The sequence below is a fragment of the Parasphingorhabdus sp. SCSIO 66989 genome (genome assembly GCF_032852305.1).
GTDB classification, from domain to species: Bacteria; Pseudomonadota; Alphaproteobacteria; order Sphingomonadales; family Sphingomonadaceae; genus Alterisphingorhabdus; species Alterisphingorhabdus coralli.
This window is the reverse complement of the sequence record NZ_CP136594.1, coordinates 2,946,910-2,972,804: the sequence shown is the minus strand read 5'-3', so window position 1 is coordinate 2,972,804 and position 25,895 is coordinate 2,946,910. Positions and strand designations below refer to the sequence as shown.

Sequence of the window (25,895 nt, the reverse complement as noted above, 5' to 3'; positions counted from 1 at the left end):
TGATGACAAGCGCTCCCAAAACAAAGGGCGCGCAAAGCTTTTGCTCTGCGCGCCCATAAGTGCCTCGATCACTCTAGGCCGATGGCCGATCCTGTGATGGGTTCTTTGGCGTCGGCTTGGGGCCTGCCGGTTTGCCATTGGCCGATGCAGCAACATTGCTGCCGGGAAGCACTGCATCATTGCCGCCTTCGGTGATGCTACCATTGCCAGACGCATCGCCACCATTGTCATTGCCGCTATCGCTGCCTGTGGCGACCAGGCCGTTCAAGGAGCCGCCATCCAGACCAAGCTCCTTCATCAGGCCGTCAATCACCGGCGCCTGGGCGCGATAGGCGAGGGCGGCGCTGACCGCATCGGTGGCCAGATTGCCACTGCCGCCGCCCGCGATTGCGCCATTGGCTGCGCTACCATTGCCGCCGCCATTGGGGGTGATGCCGTCGACCTGAACGATCTTGATCGAGTCGATTGCTTCCATTGGCTTGGCGGATTCGCGCACCACTTCGGGCAGCACATTGAGCAGCGCCAATTTGGTCTGCAGCGAGATCTGATCCGATGACAGGATGTTTGCGGCTTCATTGACAGCGCGTTGACCCGCGGCTTCGACTTCGAAGCGCACCCGCGCAGCTTCGGCGCGCAGCTTTTCGGCTTCGGCTTCACCCTCAGCGGCAAGACGGATGGCAGCGGCCTTGTTGGTCGCTGCTTCTCTCTCGGCTTCGGCCTCGACCTTGACCTGAATCGCCTCACGCTCGGCCTGTTTGCTGGCCTCGATCAGCTCAATCCGCTTGAGACGATCGGCCACCTCGGTTTCACGTGATGTGGCCACTTGCTCCTCGGCGGCGACCGCTTTGGCCCGTGCCTCATCAGCTTCGGCCTTGGCCTGACTTTCCTCGCGCGATTTATTCTGGATCGCAATCTGCTGTTCCTGCCGCGCAATCTCGATCGCCTGTTGCTGCGCAATCTCGGCCTCTTTCACCGCGCGGTCTGCTTCGATCTGCGTTGAGTCAATCTTCTGCTTGGCACCGATGCGGGCTTCTTCGGCCTCACGGTTGCGCACGGCTTGTTCCTTGGCAACATCCGATGCCTGCGCCGCACGTCGCACCTCAACCTCGCGCTCCTGTTCCAGTCGGGCAAATTCATTGTCACGGCTGATCTCGAAAGAGCGCTGGTCGGCTTCGAGATTCTTGGTCTCGATCTGGACCCGCGTTTCCTGCTCGATATCGTTACGCGCCTTTTTGCGCAGTTCGATCTGCTCGGTCAGCTTGGTCAGGCCTTCGGCGTCAAAGGCGTTATTGGCGTTGAAATGCTCAATGCTGGTCTGGTCAAGGCCAGTGAGTGAGACCGATTCCAGCTCCAGGCCGTTCATCGCCAGATCGTTCGAGGAGACCTGCTGCACCTTCTGGACAAAGTCAGCGCGTTGTTCGTGCAGTTCGTTCATCGACATGCCCGCCGCGACCGAACGCAGCGCGTCGACAAACTTACCCTCGACCAGATCCTTCAGCGATTCCGGATGCATCGTCCGCAGGCCCAGTGTCTGCGCCGCCATCGCCAGCGCCTCCGCATCGGGACGCACGCGGACATAGAATTCCGCTTTCACGTCAATCCGCAACCGGTCGAGCGTGATCAGCGCGTCGGCATTTTTGCGTTCCACCGCCAGACGCACCGTGTTCATATTCACCGGCATGGTCTCGTGCAGCACCGGCAGCACCAGCGCGCCGCCATTCATCACGACTTTTTCGCCACCAAAGCCGGTGCGGACAAAGGCGACTTCCTTGGTCGCGCGCTTGTATAGGCGGGTGATGGTAATGATGATGAAAACCAGCGCGGCCACCACCATAAGGCCGATGACGCCGATATTGATTAACCCTTCAGGCAAGTCACTCATGTCTTTCTCTTCTCTCTTTCTGTTCTATGCGGCGCAGCATTTCCCGGCCCCGGGGACTCGCGCCTTTCGGATCATTCTATAGGCCAGTGTTTTGTAAGCGACATGACGACAGGTAAACTTTTGTCATGTCGTGCGCATTCTGGTCTCGTGGGTCAGCTTTCCAGGCTTGGCAGCTTCTTGCCGCCGCGGCTGATGGCGCGGAACAGCGTTTTCTCGCGCCGCACCAGCAGGATTTCCTCGCCCTGTTCCAGCACCTGACCGGCATTGTCGGGCTCGACCATCACCAGATGCTTCTGGCCATGCATGTCGATCACCCGCGCCCGTGCCGGAGAGCCGGTTTCGGCCTTGCCTATCTCGATAGTGGCAAACCGCCCGATCAGCGCATCGCGGCTGATCGCCGTGGTTTCGTCGCGCGGCAGGATTTTCGCCAGGGGCCGCACCGTTGCGCCAGTGAGCGGCAGGGCGATCGCCGCCGTTGCCGGAATCGCCAGCCATGGTGTGAGATAGGAGCCGGTCAGGCTTTCGATCAGCATTTGACCGACCAGGCCGACCAGGCCGAATATCGTAAGTAAAACAATGAGGAGAATCATCAGCGGTACTTTGCCCAGTCCCAAAAGACCAAGCAGCCCGTCACTGAAACCCCCTATTTCTCCATCAAAATCAGCGACATCAATATCTGCTACTTCAAAGTCAGCATCGCCAAACAGATCGCCCAGGCCAATAGCCTGGAACATTCCAAGAAGAAGCATGACAAACAGGCTGCCAGTGAAAAACAGATTTTCGGAAGCAAACCAAAATGCGCTCATTATTTCCCCTTACTATAAGATGAATATGGGGTGAACAACAATTATTTCAAGAGGGCATGCGAATAGTTTACAAGAATCTGCATTGGCGTCAATTACGTTAATAATTGTATCGGGCTATCCGTCGGAGCCGCCGTCTGCACCCTGGTATTTCAGTTCAAGGAAGCGGCCACGCACCGCCAGCTTGTCGAGCTCGCCATTGGCCAGCTGCCGGGTGAAGGTGTCGATCTCGTTGCGGATGACGCCGAGGCCATTGACCAGCTGCTCATCCGGGGTTGAGCCATTGCGCTCTTCCTTGCGCAGATGCGGCGGGATTTGCTTATAGCCGTTGATCAGCTCGGGCAGATGTTCGCCAACCAGCTTGCGCACTTCCATTGCGGCGGGCTCTTTCTCGTCAAGCTGCTGCAATTGCGGCGCGAGCTGGTCGAGCTGGACGCCAATGCTGTCGATCAGCGGCACGGCGGGTGCGGGCAGGGCCGGGCGCTGATGCTCGAGCCATATTTCTGTCTTGCCCGCCAGCACATCGAGATTTTCGCGAAACAGGTCCTCCGCCTTGGGGATCGGCATTTTCGGGTATTGGCTGAAGAAGAGGGTCGTCGCCGCGATGGCGAGGCCGGTTGCCAGAACCCCCAAAATGCCAATGCCGTCAATAATCGCGCCGATAATGCCCGCGCCGACAATCACCACGCCAGCGGCAATGGCAATGCGGCCCGCCTTGCCCCACCAATGCTTGCGTTTCAGTGCCTTGGACTTGGTGCCGATAGAGCGGGCATAGCGCACATTGTTGAGCGCATTTTGCGCATCGGCCATGATTTCGTCTGACGTAGCCATCAGCGGATCAATTCTCCAACGAGGTCAAGATGGACTCAACTTCCGGTGCCGCAGCAGCCTGAGCCTGACCTTCAGCGCGGGCGATATAGCCTTTCGACTTCTCAACCTCATCAGACAGCGTGTTGACCGTTTCTTTCATCGTCTCCAGCGACTTCAGTTTGAAGTCATCAATATGATCCATGGTGTCATAGATATTCTGGAACGCGCGTTGCAGTGTTTCCAGTGGGATAGTTGATGACGCAGCCTGTTCGTGGATCTGCGCCGTCTGGTTCTTCAGCATGTCACCGGTGCTGTCGATCAGGCCTGCCGTGGTGCTGTTCAGCGCGGTAATCTGGTCGAGTACCAGCTTCTGACCGACCAGTGCCTGTGCGACGGTAACCGCGGTGCGCAGGGCCGCAACGGTGGTGGTGCTGGCGCGGTCAACGCCTTTCACCAGCTCGACATTGTTCTTCTTCACCAGATCAAGCGCGAGATAGCCCTGCACCGTCACCGCCATTTGCGTCAGCAAATCCTGTGTCCGCTGGCGGACATAGAACAGCGCGGTCTCGCGGATCGCCTTGGCCTTGGCCGGATCGGTGGCGTCGAGATCATTGGCGGCATCCTCCAGCCGTGCATCCATGGTCTTGGAAATATGGATCATCTGCTCCAACCGACCCATGGCGGCCCAGAGATTCTGCCGCTCAACATCAATCGCGGCATTGTCCATGAGCAACTCATCTTTCCCGCTGGCCAGGCTGGCGAGGATCGACTGGATATGGTCCTGACTGGATGTGTAGCTATCAAAATAATTACGTAGTTTGTTGCCAAACGGGATAATACCGAAAATCTTGCGCCGGCTTAGCAGGTCACCTTTCTTGCCAGGGTCAAGGTCTTCGACCGTGCGGCGTAGCTCGGCGAGATCAGCACCCACACCCTGATTCTCATCCATGGCCCGCACCGGACGATCCAGAAAACGGTTCGACTGGCCCGCCGCTTCGGCGATTTCCTTGCGGCCCATATTGGTCAGCTGGTCGACGCGCTTGCCGAATTCGGGCGAATTGGCATCCTGCGCGATCAGGTCGGTGATAAAGCCGTCAACCTTCTGCTCCAGCTTGGATTTCTGCTCATCGGTGACCGGAACCAGCCCGGCTGCCTTTTCCGGCGCGACAACAGGAACGGGATCGGGCGCCTGCAGATCGAGGCTGATCTCGTCGGTTGCCGTTGTTGTGTTCGTGGCCATGTCGTTCTTCCGTCCCTCTCTATGCACCCGGTTGCAACGCACAATGCGCGCAAATGAAACACGGTTCAAGCGAAACGCGTTGCAAAATCTTGTACTGTGTTAAGGTAGTGATACAGCATGGGTTTGGCAAGGGGCTGATACAGGGGTGTTTTGGGTATTTGAGAGACAGTTTCGTGGTGAGTGCGCTCAAACGGGAGAGTAACTATCAAAAATTGTCCCCGAAGTACCACTGCGTGACCCTCAGAATTGAGTAATTTGGGGATTCAGTAAACTGTTGTCTAATTGATAACATATATCTGCCTTGTTTGCTTGCCTGCTAGCCGATGGTTGTCTTCGAGATATGCTGCTGGCTTTGACCATGGGTTTGCAGGCATTCTCATGATCGCGGTCAGGCGTTTAGAGTTGGTGTCTCCATGTCACCGGCGAAGTCATCACATAGTGATGCTTCCACAGTTTTTCCGAGATCACCGGTTTCGTGGCATATCATATGGTCATAGTGTCATTGCCCGCTGGCCGGATCGGCCCAGCTAAACTGTGTGTCTTTCTGCCACAGCAGATGCAGCAGTATGGCCAGTTTGCGTGCGAGCGCCACTCTGGCATGTTTCAGGCCCCTGGTCTGGGCCAGGGCTTTGCCCCAGTGCTGCAGGGCGCAGGGGCGCTTCTGAGCATCGGATCACCGGCCTTGGAGATACGCCCTTTATGATCGCGCTCGCCCGACTGGCTGCGGCGCGGCACCAGTCCGGCATAAGCGGCCACGCTCGCGCTGCGGGTAAAGCGCTCAGGGTCTTCTATGCTGGTGATAAAGGTCAACGCCGTTATCGGCCCGACGCCGGGGACACTCATCAGCCGACCCGCCACCGGGTCAGCAGCGGCCCTGGCATCAAGCAGTCTGGCATTGCGCGATAGCTGCGCCTCAAGCGCTTCGATCATCTCGGCCAGCGGCATAAACACCACACGCAGATCAGGGCGCTGGCCAAACAGTGTTTGCAACCGTTCGCGCCGCTTGCCCGGGGTTGTCACCCGGCCCAGCTTTAAACCAAACAGCTTGAGCATCCCGCGCAGTTGGTTGGCAAGAGCATTGCGGCTGCTCACCAGCTGGCCCCCGATCTTCAGCGCCGCCCGGTCGATATGGCTGCCTTCTTGCTTGATATGCACCTGTTTGAACCATCCGGTGCGCGCCAGATGCGCCAGCGCTTCAGCATCATGCACATCCGATTTATTGACCCGCGCCGACAACGCTCCCTTGGCATGACGTGCACAGATACACAGCACCGGCACATCACGCTCTTTCAGCCCATGATATAAAAACACCGCCAAGGGGCCGGTCTCCAATACCACACGCGCGACACCGCCAGCATGGCGCTCCAGCCATTTGGCCAGAACCTCCGGATCACTCGCTACCGCATCACGGCGAACAATCTCGCCATCATCTCGCACCACACAGATATGTGTCGCCTTGTCAGATACGTCCAAACCTGCATACATCGTCATCGGTCATCCTCCTTGCTTGAAGCATGCACCATGCATGACTTCGTTCCTACAAGGAGGGTGACTACATCAATTACGCCATGTCGCCGTAATCCCGCACTCGATCCGGGCATCGTCGCTCATGGGAGAGGCATCGGGGCCCCAATTCCATTCTTCGCCGCCGCGCTCGATCCGTTCGAGCAGGTCTTCCCAATTCTCGCTATTCCACTCCGCCGCGACGCGATAGCGGCCAAGCAGCGGCATCTCGGTCTTGCTGCGCATCGACAGCAGCGCGATGGTCAGTCGCTCATCATATTTGCGATAGCTGCCGACTTTCTCCCCCTGATAATAAACCGGCATCTCCACCCCATGCAGCGCGCGCTCCAATGCGGCCTGCGCTAGTTCATCATAGCCATGGCGAAACGCCGTCTCCCAGGCGATATCGAAAGGCTGCCCCTTCAATTTGGCCCGTAGTCTGTACGCCGACTGGCGCGACATATTCACCGACTTCGCCGCCGCGCTCACCGAATGGGTGGCCGAGAGCATGGAGAGGAAGGCCATCATCTTTTTCGGTGTCCACTGCCGGGAAGCCCATAGCTGTTTGCGTGTAGGCGGTGGCTGATCGAGCGGCGGCAAAGGCGGCACATAGGCCTCCGCCGTGTCATCACGGAACGGGTCAAAAGCGAGTGGATCGAGCGAGGGGGTGGGGGATGATGTGTCTGTCATCCGCCATTTTATGCCGTTTTTTGGCGATGTAGGAAAGCGGTCAGCGTAATTTCATAAACTTTCGAATGTGACGTTACCCAATTAGACCAGTTACCTTTCCAACCAGAAAATGCAATTTGCAAGGGCCAAGATTCCACTATCAAGCCTGGTTTTCACTGTCCTACTTATGACTCGAATAGTATTGATGAGGTAGCATCAAACCGGTTGTATGTGTTAATAGATATGTTAACAATGTGACTTATGGTACACGGAAAGACTGATTCGGTATTGGTTCAAGAGTTCGTTGAACTCGAGTCGTGTACGGGTTCTAGGATTGTGATTTCAAAACGTGCTCACAAGGAATTCAAGAAGTTCGAAACGAGGCCAAGAGCTAGGCTTAAGGCTGTTTTTAAGAGGTGGTGCCGGAACAAACCGCTAACGCCACAGATGATGAACACAAACGAAGGTCGCACATCTAAACATAAAGAGCTGGTTCAAGCGTTTAAGGTTTTCAAGGTGCGCCTTTACGGATTTGAAGAAAAAATAAAAGGAGTGCGAACATTTATAATTATCGATGCAGATGGTGCCAAAAAACAGGATAAAGCAGGCCCGATTTTGGATCGTGCAAAGCAGCGCACAGATGCGCTTCTTGATGAACTAGAAAGAGAAAAGGAATGATTATGGCTCACAGCAACAACCAGGATGAACGGCTTATTTTTGCCGAGGAAGCGCTTGTTGTGGAAGCTCAAGGCCTTCTTCAGGAGCTTTTGAACGAGAAGGACATGACACGCGCTGATTTGGCGAGAGCAATGGGTGTTTCGCGTTCGCGTGTCACGCAGCTTTTTTCTGATGAATGCAAAAATTTCACGATTAGGCTTTGGGCAAGGGCACTTTTTGCCCTCGGTGAAGAGGCGGTCGTATCATACGTGGGATCCGAAGATTGCCTTGAACATTATCTTGCTGGACGATCCGAGTTTCCAGAAACCGAGGGCTCGAAGCGGCCTGGTGAGTGGTGCGAACTCCAAGCGCTGGATTTGAGTGAAGACGCAGTTCACGCAAACGATAACGTTTTCTTGAGTCTGGCCGCCACCCGAGATGTCAATGCAAGATATGGGGTCGCGGCGTAATGAATGACATTTCTAGAGAAGTAGCTGCCCAAGCGCCTTCTAGTGGGTTCGCGTCCGACGAATATAATGAAGTTGCTAAGAGCGCACTTCTAGAAGGTATTATACTTCAAAAAAGTGCTTTTAACTTGAATCCCGAATGCCTCCAAAATAGGGAAAGCTGGAAACTTGAATATGGTTGGAAACTTTTACACTGCTCTTTCAACGGAGACGGAGGAAGTGTAGCAGGAATCTTCGAATATCATTTCACCGCTAAAGATGGCCGTAAGCATGCAGCAAAATGCGCAGCTGAATATGCAGTATTCTATCGCACTAAGGTAGGCGCCAAAGAAGAAGCGGCGAGAGCTTTTTGCCGCACTGTAGGTATGTTTGCGGCTTATCCTTACTTTAGGGCGCTCGTATCTCGTTTTTCTTCTGAGGCAAATCTTAACCTCCCTATGCTTCCTACTATTGCATCTACTGCACATATTCCTCCCAAGAAGAAAGGCTAAAGTCATGATATGTGGAAAGGACAAACGGAAGACATTGGATGACTCCCGCATATGAAAGCACAAATCCTTTGTGCTACTATGTTGGAACTTGAAAAATGAAACCTAAGTCTTCTCCGCCTGTTACACGTGAAATGGCTGCAAAAATCCGCTATTTGAAACTTAATAAAGGCCTTTACAACCATCAGATCGCATCGATGTTCGGCATTAATCAGGGACGGGTCTCTGAGGTCATGACTGGAAAAAAGTTTCCTGATGTTCCTCCCGCGCAGGGTGATCTTTTTGGTACTGATTGAGCGTTTGACTGAGGGCAACCCCTCAGTCATTCTTCCGGCAAATAAAGCTTCTCACCCTTCTCCTTATACAGCTTGCTCATCTCCTCCATACCCCGGGCCGCCTCTTTCGCGCTTGTCGGGATGGTGCCCAGTTCGGCATTTGGATTATTCGCCGCAAACTCGCGCACTTCCTGGCTGATCTTCAAGCTATGGTGACAGTTCACTAAATACAGTAAACTCACCCAGCCCTCGGCGCTGGCGCTCCTCTGAGCAAGCCCTCGGTGCTTAAATCCTCGTCAATATCCGGCCAGTGGATGCCATAGCCGCCGCCTGCTATTTCCCAGTTATCGCGTTGCTCGGGCGTTGCGCTGTGCAGGCGGGGATACCATGCCAGAGGGACCGATATGGTCCGCCCGTCCATCAGGTCGACGATCAGGCTGTCATCGGTGCATTGGACATTGGCGACGCGTTCATCGCTGACTTTAGCCAAAATGCTCATGCCATGCCTCCAGCAGTGCGGTGCGGTTTTCCTCGACCAGCTTCAATATGCCATTAATCTCATGCGGGCGAAAGCCGATATTGCGCGCCAGTGAAACCGGCTCCAGCCAGGCCTTTAGCGCGTTGCTCCCCTCATCCACATGAATATGCGGCGGCTCATTGGGCTCATGGCTATAGAAATAGAAGCGATAGCCTTTGATCCGCAGCACGGTTGGCAAGACGACCTCCTAAGCCCCTTTTACTCGTCATCCTGAACCAAGTTCGGCATGACGAGATGTGGTGGTTTATGGTGTTTCGTTATCCACGGCGTCTGCCGGAAGATACAGCTCCTGTCCTTTGTCCTTATAGACTTTGGCCATCTCCTCCATGCCCGCTTGCGCCTCGCCTTCACTTAGCGTCTTTGCGTCTTTGCGTGAGTCATCTAACCCGCCCCCGGCCCCTCCCGCAGGCGGGAGGGGGGAGTCGCCTAGCACGCCATTGGGATTATTCGCTGCAAACTCGCGCACTTCCTGGCTGATTTTCATTGAGCAGAATTTCGGGCCGCACATGCTGCAGAAATGGGCGGTTTTCGCGCCTTCTGCGGGTAGCGTCTGGTCGTGATAATCCTCTGCCGTATCCGGGTCGAGCGATAGGTTGAACTGGTCGCGCCAGCGGAATTCGAAGCGGGCCTTTGACAGCGCATCGTCGCGGACCTTGGCAGCCGGGTGGCCCTTGGCGAGGTCGGCGGCGTGGGCGGCGAGTTTGTAGGTGACGACGCCGACTTTCACATCATCGCGGTCGGGCAGGCCGAGATGTTCCTTCGGCGTGACATAGCAGAGCATGGCGGTGCCGTACCAGCCGATCTGCGCCGCGCCGATCGCCGAGGTGATATGGTCATAGCCGGGCGCAATATCGGTGGTGAGGGGGCCGAGGGTGTAGAAAGGCGCCTCGCCACAGGCCTCAAGCTGCTTCTCCATATTCTCCTTGATCTTGTGCATCGGCACATGGCCGGGGCCCTCGATCATCACCTGCACATCCTGCGCCCAGGCGCGCTTGGTCAGCTCGCCCAGCGTGTAGAGCTCGGCAAATTGTGCCTCGTCATTGGCATCGGCGATGCTGCCGGGGCGCAGGCCATCGCCGAGCGAATAGGCGATGTCATAGGCGGCGCAGATTTCGCTGATCTCGTCAAAATGCTCGTAGAGGAAGCTCTCCTTGTGGTGCGCCAGGCACCATTTCGCCATGATCGATCCGCCGCGGCTGACAATGCCGGTGACGCGCTTCGCCGCCAGCGGCACATAGGGCAGGCGCACACCGGCATGGATGGTGAAATAATCAACGCCCTGTTCGGCCTGTTCGATCAGGGTATCGCGGAAAATCTCCCAGGTCAGGTCTTCGGCCACACCGCCGACCTTTTCCAGTGCCTGATAGATGGGCACGGTGCCGATGGGCACGGGCGAGTTGCGGATGATCCATTCGCGGGTGTCATGAATGTTGCGCCCGGTGGAAAGGTCCATCACCGTGTCGCCGCCCCAGCGGATGGCCCAGACCAGCTTGTCGACCTCTGAGGCGACGTCGCTGGCGACCGCGCTGTTGCCGATATTGGCGTTGATCTTGACCAGGAAATTGCGGCCAATCGCCATCGGCTCGGATTCCGGGTGGTTGATATTGTTGGGGATGATGGCGCGGCCCTTGGCGACCTCATCGCGGACAAATTCGGGCGTGACGAAATCGGGGATGGCAGCGCCCCAATCTTCGCCATCGCGGATGTGGTCCTTCATCTGGGCGCGGCCGAGATTTTCACGCTCGGCGACATATTCCATTTCCGGCGTGATAATGCCTTTGCGGGCATAGTGCATCTGGGTGACATTCATGCCGGACTTGGCGCGCAACGGCCGCTGGACGACATTGGGGAAGGGGCGCACGCCGCCCGAGCGATCCGGGCCGAGCTGGCCATTATCCTCGGGCTTTACTTCGCGGGCATCATATTCCTCGACATCCTCGCGGCCCATAATCCAGTCGCGGCGCAAGGCGGGCAGACCGGCCATGATATCGATATGCGCATCGGGGTCGGTGTATGGCCCTGAGGTATCATAAACGCGCACCGGCGGCTCACCGCTGCTGGGCTCCAGATCAATCTCGCGCATCGCCACGGGGACGCAATGTTCACCGCGCGAGGCGACATGGATTTTGCGGCTGCCACGAATGGGTCCGGTGGTGACGTTGACTTCGGTCTTTGCGGGGATATCTGCCATATGTCTTGCTCCATCAGGTTGCGGAGCAAGGACGGTTTTTGGGCCAAGGGTATTAAGGCTTAAACCGCTCCCTCCCTCCGCCGGTGTTAGCCGGATCAGGTTCAACGGGTCGCGGATGGTCCGCTCTCAGCCTGTCATCGCATACAGGCCCCCCGGGGAATGGCATGGGTTTACGCGAAAAGACACGGATGGGCAATGGCGTTGTTGGGCCTATTCAGCCGCTGCTACTTCCGGTTCCGCCGCGCTGCTGGCGCGTTTGCCGTCATAGAGAAACTCGCTGCCATCGAGGTCAATATACGGAATTTCGTCCTTCTCGGCCCAATAGTCCTGATTGTGCATCCACTCATGCTTCGCGCCGCGCCGGGGCATCAGGTGCATGCCGCGTTGCATATAGCCGGGGTTGAAGTCATCCTCATCCATCCAGTCGAGGAGTTGCATATCGGCATCTTCGGCGCGCGGTGCGACGTTGACCCGTTGTACGCCCTTGGCGTCCATATGGTTGAGCAGGCGGCAGACAAAATCGCCCAGCATGTCGACCCGCAAGGTCCAGCTGGCGCGGAAATAGCCCATCACCCAGGCGAGATTGGGGATATCGGTGAACATCATGCCGCGATAGGTGAGCGTCTCATGCCAGTCGACCGCCTCGCCATCGACCTCAAAGGGAATATTGCCCATCACCGAAAGCTGAAAACCCGTGGTCGCGACGATCAGGTCCGCCTCAAGCTCTTCACCCGAACTGGTGCGCACGCCTTTTTCGGTGAAGCGGTCAATCGTGTCGGTGACGACCGTCAGCCTGCCATCAACCGCCGCCTTGAAGACATCGCCTTCGGGGCAAAAGGCAAGACGCTGCTGCCAAGGACGATAGCGCGGCGTGAAATGCGGCTCAAATTCGAAATCGGGCTTGCCGGTAAATTCGCGGATCAGCGCTTTCAACTCCTCAAACACGACATCCGGCTCCTCTTTCGCGCGGCGGGTGAGGACATCCTGATCAAACATCACCTGCGCGCGGACGCAGCGATGAACCGTCGGCTCATCGACGCCGACTTCGCGCAAGCGATCCGCCAGTTCATTTTTGTTTTCGCTGCAGAAGAAATAGGTGGGGGAGCGCTGTAGCATGGTGACGTGCTGCGCCTTTTCGGCAAAAGCAGGGATCACCGTCGCCGCTGTCGCGCCCGATCCGATCACCACTATGCGCTTGCCCGCATAGTCATAGTCCGGGTCCCATTGCTGCGCATGGATGAAATCACCCTGATAGTCGGAAAGGCCCTCCCAATCGGGGATATAGGGGTTCTCATGGTCATAATAGCCCTGGCACATCCACAGGAAATTGGCGGTGAAGACGGTATCGGTGCCGTCCGATCGGGTCGCTTCTATGGTCCACAGATTATCCGCGCTGCTCCATTTGCATGCAGTGATACGGTGGCCATAATGGATATGCTGATCAATGCCGTTCTCTTCGATCACCTCGCCCAGATATTTCAGGATTTCTTCGCCACTGGCGATGGGTGCGCCGACCCAGGGCTTGAAGCGATAGCCAAAGGTATAGAGATCGGAATCCGAACGGACACCGGGATATTTATGCGTCTCCCAGGTGCCGCCAAAACTGTCCTTCATCTCCAATATGGCGTAGCTCTTGCCGGGGCATTGCTGCTGCAGATGATAGGCCGAGCCGATCCCTGATATCCCTGCACCAACAATCAGTACGTCAACATGATTATCGGCTACCTGCTCCTGTAACTCTGCCTGCTGCGCCATATCTTTGCCTCTCCCATATTGTGTGAATCGATATGCTCCGACTCATCATTCTGCGTTGGTTGTTAAGAGGGAGGATAGCAAATGGCATTGACGATGATCAAATACCGGATGCTGGTCCCAATGCCCGCGGCTTATGCGAATGACTTATGGCCCGATGAGCCGCATCATCCCGAAGCCGATCAGACCGGCATTATCCTTTGACAGGCAACGGCAATCCGGTGGTGAAGGCGGCGACGATAAAGAATATACCAATAGCCATGGCCGCCAGCGCATAGATGGTGTTGCTTGAGGCCAGCATCGCCTTGGCAATCGGCCAGATCAGGCCGGGAAAGGCGAGCAATACCAGCCCTTCGACAAGGATGATCCAGCCGAGCACGGTGATCAGGATGGACAGCCAATGGTCGCCCATGGGATGCACCAGCACCAGTGTTGTCCCCAAAACAAAGACCACAATACCGACGAGAAAACGCAGCGCCGCCGAGCGTTCGCACTCGTCAATCATGCCCATGCCCCAGCGCGGATGACGCAACATGCCAAAGCCCGCAGCCAGCGCATAGGCACCAAAGGCAAGTGCCAGCAAGGCTGTCAGATTATAATTTTCCGCCATTACTTGCGCCTGTCCCCACCCGCTAAACTCTATTTACTGCGGGTTACGAGGATTTATTGCGGCTGTCCATGGCTGTTCACATCTGCTTCAATCCAGGACAGAGTAATGGCCTAGATTGAGGGGCTGTTTAATTGGTCCTGAACCTAGAACGTATAGGTCACCCCGCCGGCAAGAATGGCCTGATCAGCGTCACCACGGATGCTGGTGATCGGGGAGGCGGCAGCATCTTCGCGCAGGCGGCTCAGGCTGACCAGTCCGAAGACGCCCCAACCGCCATCAAAAGCATTGCCGGATAGGTCATGGGTCAGCAGAATATTGCCCGAGACGCTGTTAAAGCCGCTACCGCCAGTAAAGGTGGGCAGGCCGCTGGCGATGCTGCCTGCGCCATCAATACCGAAATAATAATCAGTATAGTCACCATCGGCCCATTCGGTGGAGACGCTGGCGCGGAAGAAGGTCGCTTTCCCGATCGGGCGGCGATAGTTGATTGATGGCGTGACGACCATGCCGCCATGCGCGCCGGCGACATCAAAGGCGACATTGGTGGTGAAGCTGAGCGTATCGAAGCGGCTGAGCACACCGGTTATACCCACGCCAAAGCGGCCACCGACTTCAATCGCCACATCCAGATCCCCCAGTGCCTCGACAACCGGGTCATTGATCTGTGAGCGGATCACCCGGTTCAGGTTACCGCGGATCAGCGGACCGGCGATGATGTTGATCCGGTCCAGCGGCTTTTCGCGGATCAGGTCAACCGAGAGGCCGGGGCCGACAGCGGCGAACTGAAAGCCGTCAACCTGGCCAACAATTTGCGGCGCGGGGAAAAGGACATAATTGTCTGACCCCTGATAGCTCGGTACCATGCCGACACCGGCACCAATGGTGAGAAAGTCTCCGGCGAACACAGATGTCGCCAGATTCTTCATCATTTCGATTTCTTCTTTGGTCAGCGGACCCTGCTGCTGGGCCTTGCTGGCCATGGCATCCAGCGTGGCGGGATTTAGACCGGTGATTGGGTCCGCAGACTGATCCGCGAACATGACCGTATCAGCAACATTTACCGGGGTTATCGTCTCATCCTGCTGAAATTCGGGGGGCGCTGTTTCATCCTCGGCTAAAGCCGGGCTAGTGATGCAGAGCGCAGTAGCCGCAATGGCGACATAGCTGCTACTTTTGCTAAACTTTGGACCACGCAAATTCTTCGGCTTCGAAAGGGCCATGGTTGAAATCCTTATATTGTGGGGAATGAGGATGACTTCGATTGGGGTTCGCTTACGCTCCGTTCAATAACTAACTGCTGAACAAACGGTTCCCTAACATTTTTTGTTTGTGAGAACTTCAGAAAGTATATCCAATGCCAATAGCGCCGACATATTGGTCAGCGTCACCTCTGACGCTAATAATCGGGCTGTCGCGGGTATCGCCCAATATGCGCTGATAGCTGACCGCACCGAAGAGTGCGAAGCCGCCATTGGCGAGATTGCCATCAAGATCAAAGCCGACAAGCAGCAGGCTGGTGATGTTTTTCAGACCGCCCTCGGCCTGATAAACCGGCAGGCCGCTGGCGAGGCTGTCGGCGGCATCGATACTGAAATAGGTGTCGGCGAAGTCATCATTGACAATTTCACCTGATATCGTGGCGCTGACCACCACGCCTTGGCTGAGCGCGGTAAAATAGGTGATATTGGGGGTAATGATCAGGCCATTATGTGCGCCGACAACATCATGCTTGACCTCGATAGCCGCCGCGATTGTGTCGACAGGGGTGAGCACATTGGAGAGCTGTACCCCGGCGCTGATGCCCAGCTCGAGCGGCAGGTCAACATCGCCCAGTGTCTCAATCACCGGATCATTGATGCTTCCCAGCGAGGTGCGGTCAAAGCGTAGCCGGGCCACCGGACCCAGGATAACGTCAACATTGCGTCGTTCTTCATTGGTCCACAGATCAGCGGAAATGCCGGTGCCACGGCTGACAAAATTAATGCCTTCAATGCGTCCGACAACGGCTGGTGCGGGAAATACAGCATAGTCATCGGAGCCCTGAAAGCTGGGGCTATACAGCGCACCAACGCCCAGAGTGATATAGTCGCCGTCAAAGATATTGTCCTGCTGATCGGCTGAGGCATCGTTTATCGCTGTTTTGCCCAAGCCAGCGGCGGCTGCAACAACCGGAGCAGTGCCATCTTGCACATCGGTGGCAACCTCCGCCTCCTGCGCTTGCGCCGGGCCGTGTGACCAAAGGGCGAGCGGCAACGCCAGTGCAAGCGCGTGCAGAGATATCAATGGGGAAATTTTCCGATATGCAGGCAAAAATGCCCTCCGAATCCATACTGGGCGTGCGTTTGCGATAGCCTTTAGAGTTACTTTACGCAGCGTTCAATAACTTGGGACGGAATCGCAAATATTCTCGATAAACCGACGAAATCCGCCTGCCAAGCGCCTATATGGATGTGAAGATTATTGCCCGATGAACGTGTGTATCACGCGTGTATCAGAGATAATATTTCACTCTTATACGCTCATGGTTTGCGCTTTGCGAGGCTGTGAACAACGCCTTGCGGAACTTTGGCGGGCCGAAGGTGAATTTCGGGTTACGCGAAAAGCCAATGCCCTCGCGCGGGATACCGGCAAATTTGTCGAGCCGCGAGTTGCCATTTTCATCATGGACGATGGCGATGGCATAGTCGCCTGAGGGCAGGTTGGAGAAAACCGCTTGGCCAGAACTGGCCTTGACGGTCAGGCGGCGCGCATTCGGGTCATCATCGCAATCGGGAAAATGGCGTTGATCGGCGGTAAGACAAAGCTGCACCAGACCCTTGGTTGAACGCAGATTATCAATATCGATATGCAGGTTGCATAATGGTGCGGCACCACCGAGCAAAGGCGTCACAGCCAGCGCAAGTCCAGCTTTGACGGTGTTGCCAAAGCGATGCGACCTTAGCGCCGCTACCAGAAATGATGTCATATTTTCCCCACTTGAATACTGTTTGGCGACCCAAGCACCGCGCTATTTCAGGCAGCAGAGCTTCGTCCAACACGCTTTTTGGCCCAATCCCCAAGGCCCTGGTCGGTGCCGCATAGACGATCCCAATGCCGGAAATACAGCCCATAATTGCAATTATAGGCCTGATGATGCCGTTCATGGTGGCTGGCCGTTATCACCCATTTTCCTAACTGTCCATGAACCAACCAGCGCGGAAAGAGTTCCCAGCCCATATGATTGGTGACGCCCATAATCGTCATGATCGCCAATACGATGCCCAACATGCCGACATGGATCGGGATGATGAAGACCAGAAGCGGGATAACAATAGCGCCGGTGACCGCCTCGATCGGATGAAAGCTCATCGCGGCCCATGCCGTGGGCGGGCGGCTTTCGTGATGCACCGCATGGGCGATGCGGAACCATTTCGGCTGGTGCATCCAGCGATGGGTCCAGTAGAACCATGTGTCATGTGCCAGCAGATAGAGTAGGATGGATAGCGGTGCATACCAGAGCGGCATGGCGGAGAAGTCTTCATAAATCTGCGTCCAACCATGATGCTGCCAGCCCCAGCCAACAAATCCCGCCGGGATGCCGTATATCGCTGCGGACATAAGTGACCAGTAGATTTCCTTGCGGATCTGCTTGCTTTGTTTGCTGTACTGGCCGGGGCGTATCTTGCTTGTCACCCAGGCGAAGAAGCAGCTGGCGGCGAGATAGCGCACAGCAATGATGCCGGTCATGGCCAGCAGAGATATGAAAAGCGGGGCCTTAATCATTGGGACATCCCTCTAGCCTGATTGGTGGCCAAATCGAAAGGCTTTTCGTGTCAAAGCGCGGTAACTGCTTATGCCGAATTTGATGGTTAGTAGCTAATTATAGCTTTGTTTCAGTTTTCGTCGGCCCCGCGCAGGCGGGGCCAAGGCTAAAATTCTATTTCACACAAAACCACTAAGGCACGAAGGGTTTGTTCTTGATGCGATCTCTTCGCGTCTTTGTGTCTTTGTGTGAGTCATACAAGAAAGCCCTGGCCCCGCCTGCGCGGGGCCGACGAGATAAGTAGCTATGCTATCAAATGACAACTCTGACGAATTTGCGATATTAAACCGGGTTAATAATGGTTCCACCCTTGTAACCTGGCGCTGCGCTGCAATATAGCCTTGCGACAAGGATATCTATGAGCGTCAAAAATTGTGATCTGGCTATATTGGGCGGCGGTCTTGCCGGTGGTCTCCTCGCTATGGCGCTGGCTAAGCGGCAGCCCGATGTGCGGTTGCTGCTGATCGAAGAGGCCGAGACCTTTGGCGGCGATCATGTCTGGTCCTTCTTCGCCAATGATATTCCCGATGACGCCAAATGGCTGGTCGATCCGCTCATCTGTTATGACTGGAATGAATATAGCGTGCGCTTCCCCAAGCTGAAACGCACACTGGGCAGCCGTTATCACTCGATCCTCTCCGACCATTTCGACACAGTCATTCGCGAGAAAATCCCGGCGGATCAATATCTCACTAATGCCAGCGTGGTCAGCCATGACGAAACCAGCGTCGAACTCGCCGATGGCACACGGATCGAGGCGGCAGGCGTCATTGATGCGCGCGGCGGTGGCAATGTCGATGCACTGACATGCGGCTGGCAGAAATTTACCGGGCAATTGCTCGAATGCGAGGAGCCGCATGGGCTGGAGCATCCGATTGTCATGGATGCCACGGTGGAACAGCGCGATGGCTATCGCTTTGTCTATTGCCTGCCCTTCAGCCCGACCGAGGTGTTTGTCGAGGATACCTATTATAGCGATGGCAGCAAGCTTGATCCGCGCATCTTGCGCCAGCGTATTGCGCAATATGCCGATGAACAGGGCTGGAAGGTCAAGAATGTCCTGCGCGAGGAAAAGGGCGTTTTGCCGGTGGTGTTCAAGGGCGATTACAAGCGCTTCCGCAAGGACAATGAAAATGGCGTCGCGCTAGCCGGATCGCGCGCCGGGCTGTTCCATTGCCTCACCAGCTATTCACTGCCCGATGCGGTGCGCTTTGCCATGCATATCTCGGCACTGGACACGCTCGACAGTGCCAGCCTGGCCCGGGCGAGTAGCGATTTCGCCGCAAAGCACTGGCGGCAAGGCTGGTATTATCGTCTGCTTGGCAAATTCCTGTTTATCGGTGCCGAGCCCGATCAGCGCTATGGCGTGTTCCAGCGCTTTTATGGCCTGTCTGAAAAGCTGATCGAGCGATTTTATGCAGGCCAGTCAACACGCTATGACAAGGCACGCATCTTGACGGGCGAACCACCGATGCCGATAAGCCGGGCGATAAAGGCGCTTTTCTCCTGAAAGCGGCGGGGAATTTTGCATGACAACAGCAGCGGTTATCGGCGCAGGCTTTGGCGGTCTGGCGCTAGCAATACGGTTACAATCGGCGGGCATCCAGACCACCGTTTTTGAAGGCCGCGACAAGCCGGGTGGCCGTGCCTATCACTGGAACAAGGACGGCTTTATTTTTGACGCCGGGCCGACAGTGATCACCGATCCGCCATGCCTCAAACAGCTTTGGGAATTGACCGGGCACGATATCTCAGAAGATGTCGATCTGGTCCCGGTGATGCCGTTTTACCGCCTCAACTGGCCCGATGGCAGCAATTTTGATTATTCCAATGATGATGAGCAACTGCGCGCCGAAATCGCCAAGCTCAACCCCGATGATGTCGCGGGCTATGAGCGTTTCCTCAAATATAGCGAGGGCGTGCATGATGAAGGTTATTTGAAGCTCGGCACAAAGGCGTTTCTCGACTTCACCTCGATGATCAAGGCGGCACCGGGGCTGATGAAGTTTCAGGCCTGGCGCTCGGTCTATTCCATCGTTTCCTCCTATGTGAAGAGCGAGAAGCTGCGCGAGGCGCTGTCCTTTCACACCTTGCTGGTCGGCGGTCATCCGATGCAGACAAGCGCCATTTACACCTTGATCCACAAGCTGGAAAAGGCGGGCGGTGTCTGGTTCGCCAAGGGCGGCACCAACCAGCTCATCGCCGGGATGGTGCGCCATTTTGAGCGGATTGGCGGCACTATGCATCTGTCCACGCCGATCCAGCAGATCACCACAAAGGGCGACCGCGCCACCGGCGTGGTGACCGAGGCGCATGGCGAACAGACATTCGATGCCGTCGCCACCAATGCCGATATCATGCACAGCTATCGTGATTTGCTGAGCGATAATCCGCGCGGCAAAAAGGCGGCGAGGGCGCTTTCGCGCAAGAAATTCTCGCCGTCGCTGTTCGTGCTGCATTTTGGCCTGAAAGGCACCTGGCCCGGCATCCCGCACCATATGATCCTGTTCGGCCCGCGCTATAAGGGTCTGCTTGATGATATTTATACCAACGGCGTCTTGCCCGAGGATTTCTCGCTCTATCTGCATCACCCGACCGTCACTGATCCGGGCATGGCGCCGGAAGGGCACAGCACCTTCTATGCGCTGGCACCGGTCGCGCATCAGGGCAAATTGCCGATTGACTGGGAGAAGGAAGGGCCAAAGCTGGCGGATCGCATTCTCGATGAAATCGGTCGCCGCCTGATCCCCGATATTCATGAGCGGGTGGTCACCAAATTCCACTATACGCCCGCCGATTTTGGCCGCGATTTGAATGCGCATCTGGGCAGTGCCTTCAGCCTGGAACCGGTATTGACCCAAAGCGCCTTTTTCCGCACCCATAACCGCGATGATGTGATCAACAATCTCTATTTTGTCGGCGCCGGAACGCATCCGGGGGCGGGGATACCGGGGGTTGTGGGCAGTGCGAAAGCAACGGCGGATTTGATGATTGCGGATATGGTTTGATTAAAAGAAGTACGCCTCCCTTCGACTGACTGCTTGCAGCAGACGCTCAGGATATAGTCGGCGAAGCCGAAGCTAAAATTCTATTTCACACAAAGCCACTAAGGCACAAAGACGGCTTCTTGGTGGTAGCTCTTCGCGGCTTTGTGTCTTTGTGTGAGTCAAAAAAGCCCTCGCCCCGCCTGCGCGGGGCCGACGGAAAGAGCGGGTGTTTGCCAACACATAGGAAACCCCTTCGACAAGCTGTACATGAGCCGCTAGAGAGGCGCGGTTCGACTCTGATGATACAGGACTTAAAGTGAAATCCCTCGCCGTTTATTGTGGCTCTGCCACCCCTTCCGATCCGGTCTATATCGAAACCGCCAAACAGGTCGGTCAGGTGCTTGCCGAGCGCGGGATTACCGTGGTTTATGGCGGCGGCAGGCTGGGCCTGATGGGCGCGGTGGCCGATAGCGCACTACAGGCGGGGGGCAAGGTCATCGGGGTGATTCCCGAAGCGTTGGTCGAGGCCGAGGTCGCGCATCGCGGGTGCTCTGAGCTGCACGTGGTCCCCGGTATGCATGAGCGCAAAAAGCTGTTCACCGATATGTCCGACGGTTTTATCAACCTTCCCGGCGGCGTTGGCACGATGGACGAGCTGTGGGAAGCGATCAGCTGGGCCCAGCTGGGCTATCACCAGAAACCCGTCGGCCTGCTCAATATCGCGGGCTATTATGACCATCTGATCGCGTTTAACGAGCATATGGGTGCGGTCGGCTTTGTTCGTCCCCAGCATCGCGGCATTTTGCAGGTCGATGCGACGATCCATGGTCTGGTCGACAAGATGGCGCATTATCAGCCGATCCAGACAATCTTTGCGATGCAGACCAAAGACCTTTAAAGAATTGGCTTATGCACGCGCCGCGATCCCGCTTTAACCGACAGGAACTGGTGGCCCATGCCTTTACCGTGATCGGCAAGGGCTCACGCTCCTTCTCCATTGCCAGCCGGTTGTTCGATCAGGAGACGCGCGAACGGGCTTGGTTGCTCTATGCCTGGTGCCGCAAATGCGATGATCTCGCCGATGGGCAGGATCTTGGCCATGGCATGAAAGAGGTCGATGATGCCGAGGCGCGGCTCGCCTATATTCGCGAGCGCACCGCGATGGCGTTTCGCGGCGAGCCGACGGGAGAGGCTTCTTTTGATTGTCTCGGCGTGGTGGTGCAGGAATGTGGCATTCCAAAGCCTTATGCCGAAGATGTGATTGACGGCTTCGCGCTCGATGTCGCCGAATGGCGCCCGCGCAGCGAGGATGATCTTTACCAATATTGCTACCATGTCGCCGGCGCCGTTGGCTGCATGATGGCGATTGTTATGGGCGTCGATCCGCAGGATGAGGCGACGCTGGATCGCGCCTGTGATCTCGGCATGGCGTTTCAGCTCGCCAATATTGCCCGGGATATTGAGGAGGATGACAGTGTCGGACGCTGTTATCTGCCGATGGACTGGCTGGCGGAAATGGATATTCCGCCCGGCCAGCATATGAAGCCGCCCTTTCGTGAGGGGCTGACCCGATTGGCCAAGCGGCTGGCGGACAATTCAGAACGCTATGAAGCCTCGGCGCGGATCGGCGCGCGCAAGCTGCCCTATCGCGCCCGCTGGGCGGTGCTGGCAGCGGCAGGCATTTATGGCGATATCGCCCGCGAAGTCCGCGCCCGCGGGCAAAGCGCCTGGGACCACCGCACGGTCACCACCAGCATGGCGAAACTCGGCTGGATCATCCGCAGCTGCTGGCGCGCAACCCAACCGCCACGGCCTAATGCGGATGCGGAGGCGCGTAAGGGGTTATGGACGCGGCCGCATCGTTAGGTTTGTTGGGGTCTTTAGGCGGAATTCGGGGATAGTTTCATGGCGAATGCGCTCAAACGCGACCGAAGCTCTCAAAAACTGTCCCCGAATTCCCCTGCGTCTTCCTCTCGAGAATTTAGGGATTGGGTAAACTGTCACCGTAATTTAAAATTGTCACCATAATTCGTAACCCTTGTCACCGTAACCCATATGGAGCCATACTGGTGAAGATGTATCGTCAGTCTAATTCTGCAATCAACTCACGCACCTTATGCAAGAAATACGCGCCGAAAGACTCTGCCAAGATGTGAGGTCTCGCTAACTGCCGTTCGTAACTCTCGCTATGGTCCCACAGTATTACCGGGCATTCGCCATCCTCTATCCAAGATAACATCAGGCACGAAACAGCATCTCCATCATGGTTTTCAAAGGCGAATAAATCATCAGGAAAATCGAAATCTCTTTGTAGATTACGATTTAGCGTTAGTGCACTACTACTAGTATCCTGAAACAGTTTATTCGGCACAAGGCCGCGTATTTCCATTCCTCTGAATTCACCACTGCCGAAAAAATTCAAAAACATTCGATAGGATAGTGGAAAAGATATGGAAATAGATCTTTCTACCTCTTTGATGTCATCCTCAGACACAGAGAATTTTGCATTTAAAAAAGGCCTATCAAAAACAGAATTGTCAATTTCATTGATAGCTTCCAAAATTAGATTTCTATCAGTCAAAGTCTTTAGCCCTTTCTTTCCAGTATCTCCGTCGAATTACAGTGACAGCTCAGAGCCTGATCCGAAAGTTATTGAACAATACCAGCCATTTGTGATTCACACCTGCTTTGCGAAGAGTAGGAGTGAAGCATGGCATGGACTGGTATTGCCCGGGCTGAGCATAGCCGGGAAGGTTTGCGATATCCATCGGATATGACGGATAGGGAGTGGATGTTGCTGGAGCCGTTCATTCCCCCGGCGAGGCGTGGTGGTCGGCCGCGGACGGCGGATATGCGCGAGGTGGTCAATGCGCTGCTCTATATTGCCTCTGCCGGATGTGCATGGAGGTTGCTGCCCAAGTGTTTTCCGCCAGTGTCGACGGTACGGCGCTATTTCTACGCATGGCGGGACACTGGCCTGTTCGATACGCTCAACATGGTGCTGGTGATGAACCTGCGCGAGATCGAGGGGCGCGAAGCCTCGCCCAGTGCTGGCGTGATCGACAGCCAGAGCGTGAAAACCACCGAGAGCGGTGGAATATCGGGTTATGACGCGGGCAAGAAGGTGAAAGGCAGGAAGCGGCACATCATAACCGACACATGCGGGTTCCTGATCTTCGTCCTCGTCCACAGTGCCGATATTCAAGACCGTGACGGGGCTGTCGATGTGCTGGCGGCAACTCGCCACCGCTTCCCCTGGTTGCGACACGTCTTTGCTGACGGAGGATATGCAGGGCAAAAACTGGGGGTTACGTTGGCTGGCATGGGGGCGTGGACCATGGAAATCATCAAGCGCTCCGATCACACCAAGGGCTTTCAAGCCCTGCCACGCCGATGGGTCGTCGAACGCACCTTCGCATGGCTAGGGCGATGCCGACGCCTCGCCAAAGACTGGGAAACATCCATCGAAAGCTCAACCGCATGGGCGCTCATCGCTTCCATCCGTATGATTATACGAAGAACCGCAAAATACTGTTATGCTTGAGATACTTTCGAATCAGGCTCTCAAATCCCCAACTTATCTGTCGAAAGGGCGGTGCAAGGGTAATCCGGGGACAGTTTTTGCTCCTATGGTTCTTAAAGAGACCGGCGTGCTAACAAACTGTCCCCGAATTACCCCAATCCCGCATTACCGTTGTTCCCACATAACGCCGCAGCGTCTTCTGTCCTACAGCACGGCCAACTGCTATTGTCACCCCGGCTCTATTCTCACTTATGGCTTGTAAAGCCTCGCATCTCCAACACCCCAACACTGTTGGCTATCTCCAACCCAGGCACCGCTTTCCGCGCCTCGCGAGCGGAACCTTTGTAACCTTTGTCAAGCGCGCCTGACAGTTGGGGCCTTTTCGCCATCGCCCACCACCAGCACGATTTTTAAGTTGCACATTGCAACTAGTATTGCGAAAAGTCCTGCAACTATATAGCATGCAATGCGTTTGATGCAGCAGGGACTACAGGTGAGGCGATTATCCATTATTAGGCAGAGAAAACAGACCGGGCTGCTGTCGGGCTCGCTTGGCGGGCGGCTGGCGCTGGCCGGGGCTTTGCTGATGCTCTCGGCATGCGGTGGCGGGGCCGAAGAGGATGATGCTAAGGAGCAGCCGCGTCCTGAGGTCACCACCACCGCCGTCCAGATTGCCGATACCACTCGCGTGCTCGAAGCGGCGGGCACGGTGCGCTATCTGGCGGAGACCTCGCTGGGGTTTACTACACCGGGCAAGATCGCTTCCATCCGCTATGTCGCGGGCGAGAGCGTCAAGCGTGGCGAATTGCTGGCATCGCTCGATACCACCACCGTCACCGCAGACCTTGCCAGTGCGCGCGCCGAGCTGGAGCGGGCCGAGGCGGAATATGGCCGCATTGCCAAGCTGTTTGACCAGGGCTGGGTGACACGCGCCCGGCTCGACCAGTCCGAAGCGGCGGCCAAGGCGGCGCGCGCGGCGGTCAGCTCGGCCGGATTTGCCCGCGAAACCTCCCAGATTATCGCGCCTTCCAGCGGCGTCATCCTGGCGCGCAATGCGGAGCCGGGGCAGATTGTCCAGCCGGGCACGGCGGTATTGATCCTGGGCGAAGCGGCGCGCGGCATGGTGTTTGAGGTGCCGGTAATTGACAGCGATGTTGCCGAGCTCAGCATCGGCATGCCCGCGAAAATCCGTCTCGCCGCGCTCGGCAATGAAGAGATTGAGGCGCAGATCCGCGATATTGATGGCCGTGCCGATACGCTTTCGGGCACCTTCACCGTCAGCTTTGCGCTGCCCGCCAATCCCGGCCTGCGTTCAGGCCAGATCGGCACCGCCTATGTCACCATGCCGAAGACACGGGTCTCTAACCAGATGACCATACCGCCCGAGGCGCTGTTCGATGTGCGCGCCGATGAGGGCTTTGTCTATGTGCTGAAAGAGGTGAAGGCCGAGGGTGGCCAAAAGGCGCTGAAAGCCGAGGCGCGTAATGTAAGTATAGGCAATGTGCTGGATGACCGGATCACGATCAATACCGGGCTGAAGCCGGGCGAGCGCATCATCGTTACCGGGCATCAGGATGTTCATTCGGGCGATCTGGTGGCGGTGGCCAAATCGGCGCGCCCTAAGGCTTCTGCGGCCAAGGCCTCTGCAGCCAAAGCGGCAAGCGGGGCCGGGCAGTGATCGCCGCTACAGGTGCCACC

General features: G+C 56.3%; 27 protein-coding genes and 1 riboswitch. Of the genes, 10 read left to right on the top strand and 17 right to left on the bottom strand.

Going from position 1 to position 25,895, the window contains the following annotated elements; genetic code table 11:
- Positions 1-73: 73 nt before the first annotated feature.
- The 6 genes from RB602_RS13865 to RB602_RS13840 all read right to left on the bottom strand — a co-directional run bounded on the left by RB602_RS13865 (position 74) and on the right by RB602_RS13840 (position 6,928).
- Positions 74-1,834, bottom strand: a complete 1,761-nt coding sequence (locus tag RB602_RS13865) for a flotillin family protein (RefSeq protein ID WP_406568422.1) — start codon at positions 1,832-1,834, stop codon at positions 74-76.
- A 200-nt stretch (positions 1,835-2,034) separates the two neighbouring features.
- A complete protein-coding gene (locus RB602_RS13860) occupies positions 2,035-2,688 on the bottom strand; it encodes a YqiJ family protein (RefSeq protein ID WP_317081337.1) in 654 nt (217 codons plus the stop codon).
- Positions 2,689-2,802: 114 nt separating this feature from the next.
- Positions 2,803-3,516: a hypothetical protein gene (locus RB602_RS13855; protein WP_317081336.1), complete on the bottom strand. Its 714-nt coding sequence runs from the start codon at positions 3,514-3,516 to the stop codon at positions 2,803-2,805.
- 7 nt (positions 3,517-3,523) lie between these two features.
- Positions 3,524-4,735 (bottom strand): toxic anion resistance protein, encoded by a 1,212-nt coding sequence (locus tag RB602_RS13850; protein ID WP_317081334.1) that lies wholly within the window; start codon positions 4,733-4,735, stop codon positions 3,524-3,526.
- 603 nt (positions 4,736-5,338) lie between these two features.
- Positions 5,339-6,226 carry an IS110 family RNA-guided transposase gene (locus tag RB602_RS13845; protein WP_317081332.1) on the bottom strand — a complete coding sequence of 296 codons (888 nt, stop codon included), beginning with the start codon at positions 6,224-6,226 and terminating at the stop codon, positions 5,339-5,341.
- A gap of 66 nt (positions 6,227-6,292) precedes the next feature.
- Positions 6,293-6,928, bottom strand: coding sequence for a hypothetical protein (locus tag RB602_RS13840; protein ID WP_317081330.1), 636 nt, complete (start codon positions 6,926-6,928; stop codon positions 6,293-6,295).
- Positions 6,929-7,354: 426 nt separating this feature from the next.
- On the opposite strand from RB602_RS13840, the gene RB602_RS13835 reads away from it, so the two are divergent.
- From RB602_RS13835 to RB602_RS13820, 4 genes are all read left to right on the top strand, one after another.
- On the top strand, positions 7,355-7,585 hold the full coding sequence (locus RB602_RS13835; RefSeq protein WP_317081328.1) for a hypothetical protein: 231 nt from the start codon (positions 7,355-7,357) through the stop codon (positions 7,583-7,585).
- Positions 7,582-8,034 carry a helix-turn-helix domain-containing protein gene (locus tag RB602_RS13830; protein WP_317081326.1) on the top strand — a complete coding sequence of 151 codons (453 nt, stop codon included), beginning with the start codon at positions 7,582-7,584 and terminating at the stop codon, positions 8,032-8,034. The genes RB602_RS13835 and RB602_RS13830 overlap by 4 nt, the downstream gene beginning before the upstream one ends.
- The gene (locus tag RB602_RS13825) at positions 8,034-8,522 is read left to right on the top strand and encodes a hypothetical protein (RefSeq protein WP_317081325.1); all 489 of its coding nucleotides are present in this window, start codon (positions 8,034-8,036) and stop codon (positions 8,520-8,522) included. Before RB602_RS13830 ends, RB602_RS13825 begins: the two co-directional genes overlap by 1 nt.
- Positions 8,523-8,617: 95 nt before the next feature.
- Positions 8,618-8,815, top strand: a complete 198-nt coding sequence (locus RB602_RS13820) for a hypothetical protein (protein ID WP_317081323.1) — start codon at positions 8,618-8,620, stop codon at positions 8,813-8,815.
- Positions 8,816-8,841: 26 nt separating this feature from the next.
- On the opposite strand, the gene RB602_RS13815 is transcribed toward RB602_RS13820, so the two are convergent.
- The 10 genes from RB602_RS13815 to RB602_RS13770 form a co-directional block, all read right to left on the bottom strand.
- The gene (locus RB602_RS13815; protein WP_317081321.1) at positions 8,842-9,000 is read right to left on the bottom strand and encodes a hypothetical protein; all 159 of its coding nucleotides are present in this window, start codon (positions 8,998-9,000) and stop codon (positions 8,842-8,844) included.
- 32 nt (positions 9,001-9,032) lie between these two features.
- Positions 9,033-9,293 (bottom strand): DUF2442 domain-containing protein, encoded by a 261-nt coding sequence (locus RB602_RS13810; protein WP_317081319.1) that lies wholly within the window; start codon positions 9,291-9,293, stop codon positions 9,033-9,035.
- Positions 9,277-9,501, bottom strand: coding sequence for a DUF4160 domain-containing protein (locus RB602_RS13805; protein WP_317084564.1), 225 nt, complete (start codon positions 9,499-9,501; stop codon positions 9,277-9,279). Before RB602_RS13805 ends, RB602_RS13810 begins: the two co-directional genes overlap by 17 nt.
- A gap of 75 nt (positions 9,502-9,576) precedes the next feature.
- Positions 9,577-11,523: a phosphomethylpyrimidine synthase ThiC gene (thiC, locus tag RB602_RS13800; protein WP_317081317.1), complete on the bottom strand. Its 1,947-nt coding sequence runs from the start codon at positions 11,521-11,523 to the stop codon at positions 9,577-9,579.
- Positions 11,524-11,578: 55 nt separating this feature from the next.
- A riboswitch (TPP riboswitch) is annotated at positions 11,579-11,688 on the bottom strand.
- A gap of 45 nt (positions 11,689-11,733) precedes the next feature.
- Entirely contained in the window at positions 11,734-13,278 is a 1,545-nt protein-coding gene (locus RB602_RS13795) for a flavin-containing monooxygenase (RefSeq protein WP_317081315.1), read from the bottom strand.
- A gap of 190 nt (positions 13,279-13,468) precedes the next feature.
- Positions 13,469-13,885, bottom strand: a complete 417-nt coding sequence (locus RB602_RS13790; protein ID WP_317081312.1) for a hypothetical protein — start codon at positions 13,883-13,885, stop codon at positions 13,469-13,471.
- A 143-nt stretch (positions 13,886-14,028) separates the two neighbouring features.
- Positions 14,029-15,105, bottom strand: a complete 1,077-nt coding sequence (locus RB602_RS13785; protein ID WP_317081310.1) for a MipA/OmpV family protein — start codon at positions 15,103-15,105, stop codon at positions 14,029-14,031.
- A gap of 118 nt (positions 15,106-15,223) precedes the next feature.
- Positions 15,224-16,168, bottom strand: a complete 945-nt coding sequence (locus tag RB602_RS13780) for a MipA/OmpV family protein (protein WP_317081308.1) — start codon at positions 16,166-16,168, stop codon at positions 15,224-15,226.
- A 208-nt stretch (positions 16,169-16,376) separates the two neighbouring features.
- Positions 16,377-16,850 (bottom strand): DUF2141 domain-containing protein, encoded by a 474-nt coding sequence (locus tag RB602_RS13775; RefSeq protein WP_317081306.1) that lies wholly within the window; start codon positions 16,848-16,850, stop codon positions 16,377-16,379.
- A 47-nt stretch (positions 16,851-16,897) separates the two neighbouring features.
- Positions 16,898-17,647: a sterol desaturase family protein gene (locus RB602_RS13770; protein ID WP_317081304.1), complete on the bottom strand. Its 750-nt coding sequence runs from the start codon at positions 17,645-17,647 to the stop codon at positions 16,898-16,900.
- 398 nt (positions 17,648-18,045) lie between these two features.
- Here RB602_RS13770 and crtY point away from each other — a divergent pair, with 398 nt between their 5' ends.
- The 4 genes from crtY to RB602_RS13750 all read left to right on the top strand — a co-directional run bounded on the left by crtY (position 18,046) and on the right by RB602_RS13750 (position 22,540).
- Positions 18,046-19,197 (top strand): lycopene beta-cyclase CrtY, encoded by a 1,152-nt coding sequence (gene crtY / locus RB602_RS13765; RefSeq protein WP_317081302.1) that lies wholly within the window; start codon positions 18,046-18,048, stop codon positions 19,195-19,197.
- A 19-nt stretch (positions 19,198-19,216) separates the two neighbouring features.
- Positions 19,217-20,695, top strand: a complete 1,479-nt coding sequence (locus RB602_RS13760; RefSeq protein WP_317081300.1) for a phytoene desaturase — start codon at positions 19,217-19,219, stop codon at positions 20,693-20,695.
- A gap of 295 nt (positions 20,696-20,990) precedes the next feature.
- Positions 20,991-21,572 carry an LOG family protein gene (locus tag RB602_RS13755; protein ID WP_317081299.1) on the top strand — a complete coding sequence of 194 codons (582 nt, stop codon included), beginning with the start codon at positions 20,991-20,993 and terminating at the stop codon, positions 21,570-21,572.
- Positions 21,573-21,583: 11 nt separating this feature from the next.
- A complete protein-coding gene (locus RB602_RS13750; RefSeq protein WP_317081297.1) occupies positions 21,584-22,540 on the top strand; it encodes a phytoene/squalene synthase family protein in 957 nt (318 codons plus the stop codon).
- 217 nt (positions 22,541-22,757) lie between these two features.
- Here RB602_RS13750 and RB602_RS13745 read toward each other — a convergent pair whose 3' ends face one another.
- On the bottom strand, positions 22,758-23,255 hold the full coding sequence (locus RB602_RS13745) for an SMI1/KNR4 family protein (RefSeq protein WP_317081295.1): 498 nt from the start codon (positions 23,253-23,255) through the stop codon (positions 22,758-22,760).
- A 129-nt stretch (positions 23,256-23,384) separates the two neighbouring features.
- Here RB602_RS13745 and RB602_RS13740 point away from each other — a divergent pair, with 129 nt between their 5' ends.
- A complete protein-coding gene (locus tag RB602_RS13740; protein ID WP_317080037.1) occupies positions 23,385-24,218 on the top strand; it encodes an IS5 family transposase in 834 nt (277 codons plus the stop codon).
- Positions 24,219-24,690: 472 nt separating this feature from the next.
- The gene (locus RB602_RS13735) at positions 24,691-25,875 is read left to right on the top strand and encodes an efflux RND transporter periplasmic adaptor subunit (RefSeq protein WP_317081294.1); all 1,185 of its coding nucleotides are present in this window, start codon (positions 24,691-24,693) and stop codon (positions 25,873-25,875) included.
- The last annotated feature ends 20 nt before the right edge of the window (positions 25,876-25,895 follow it).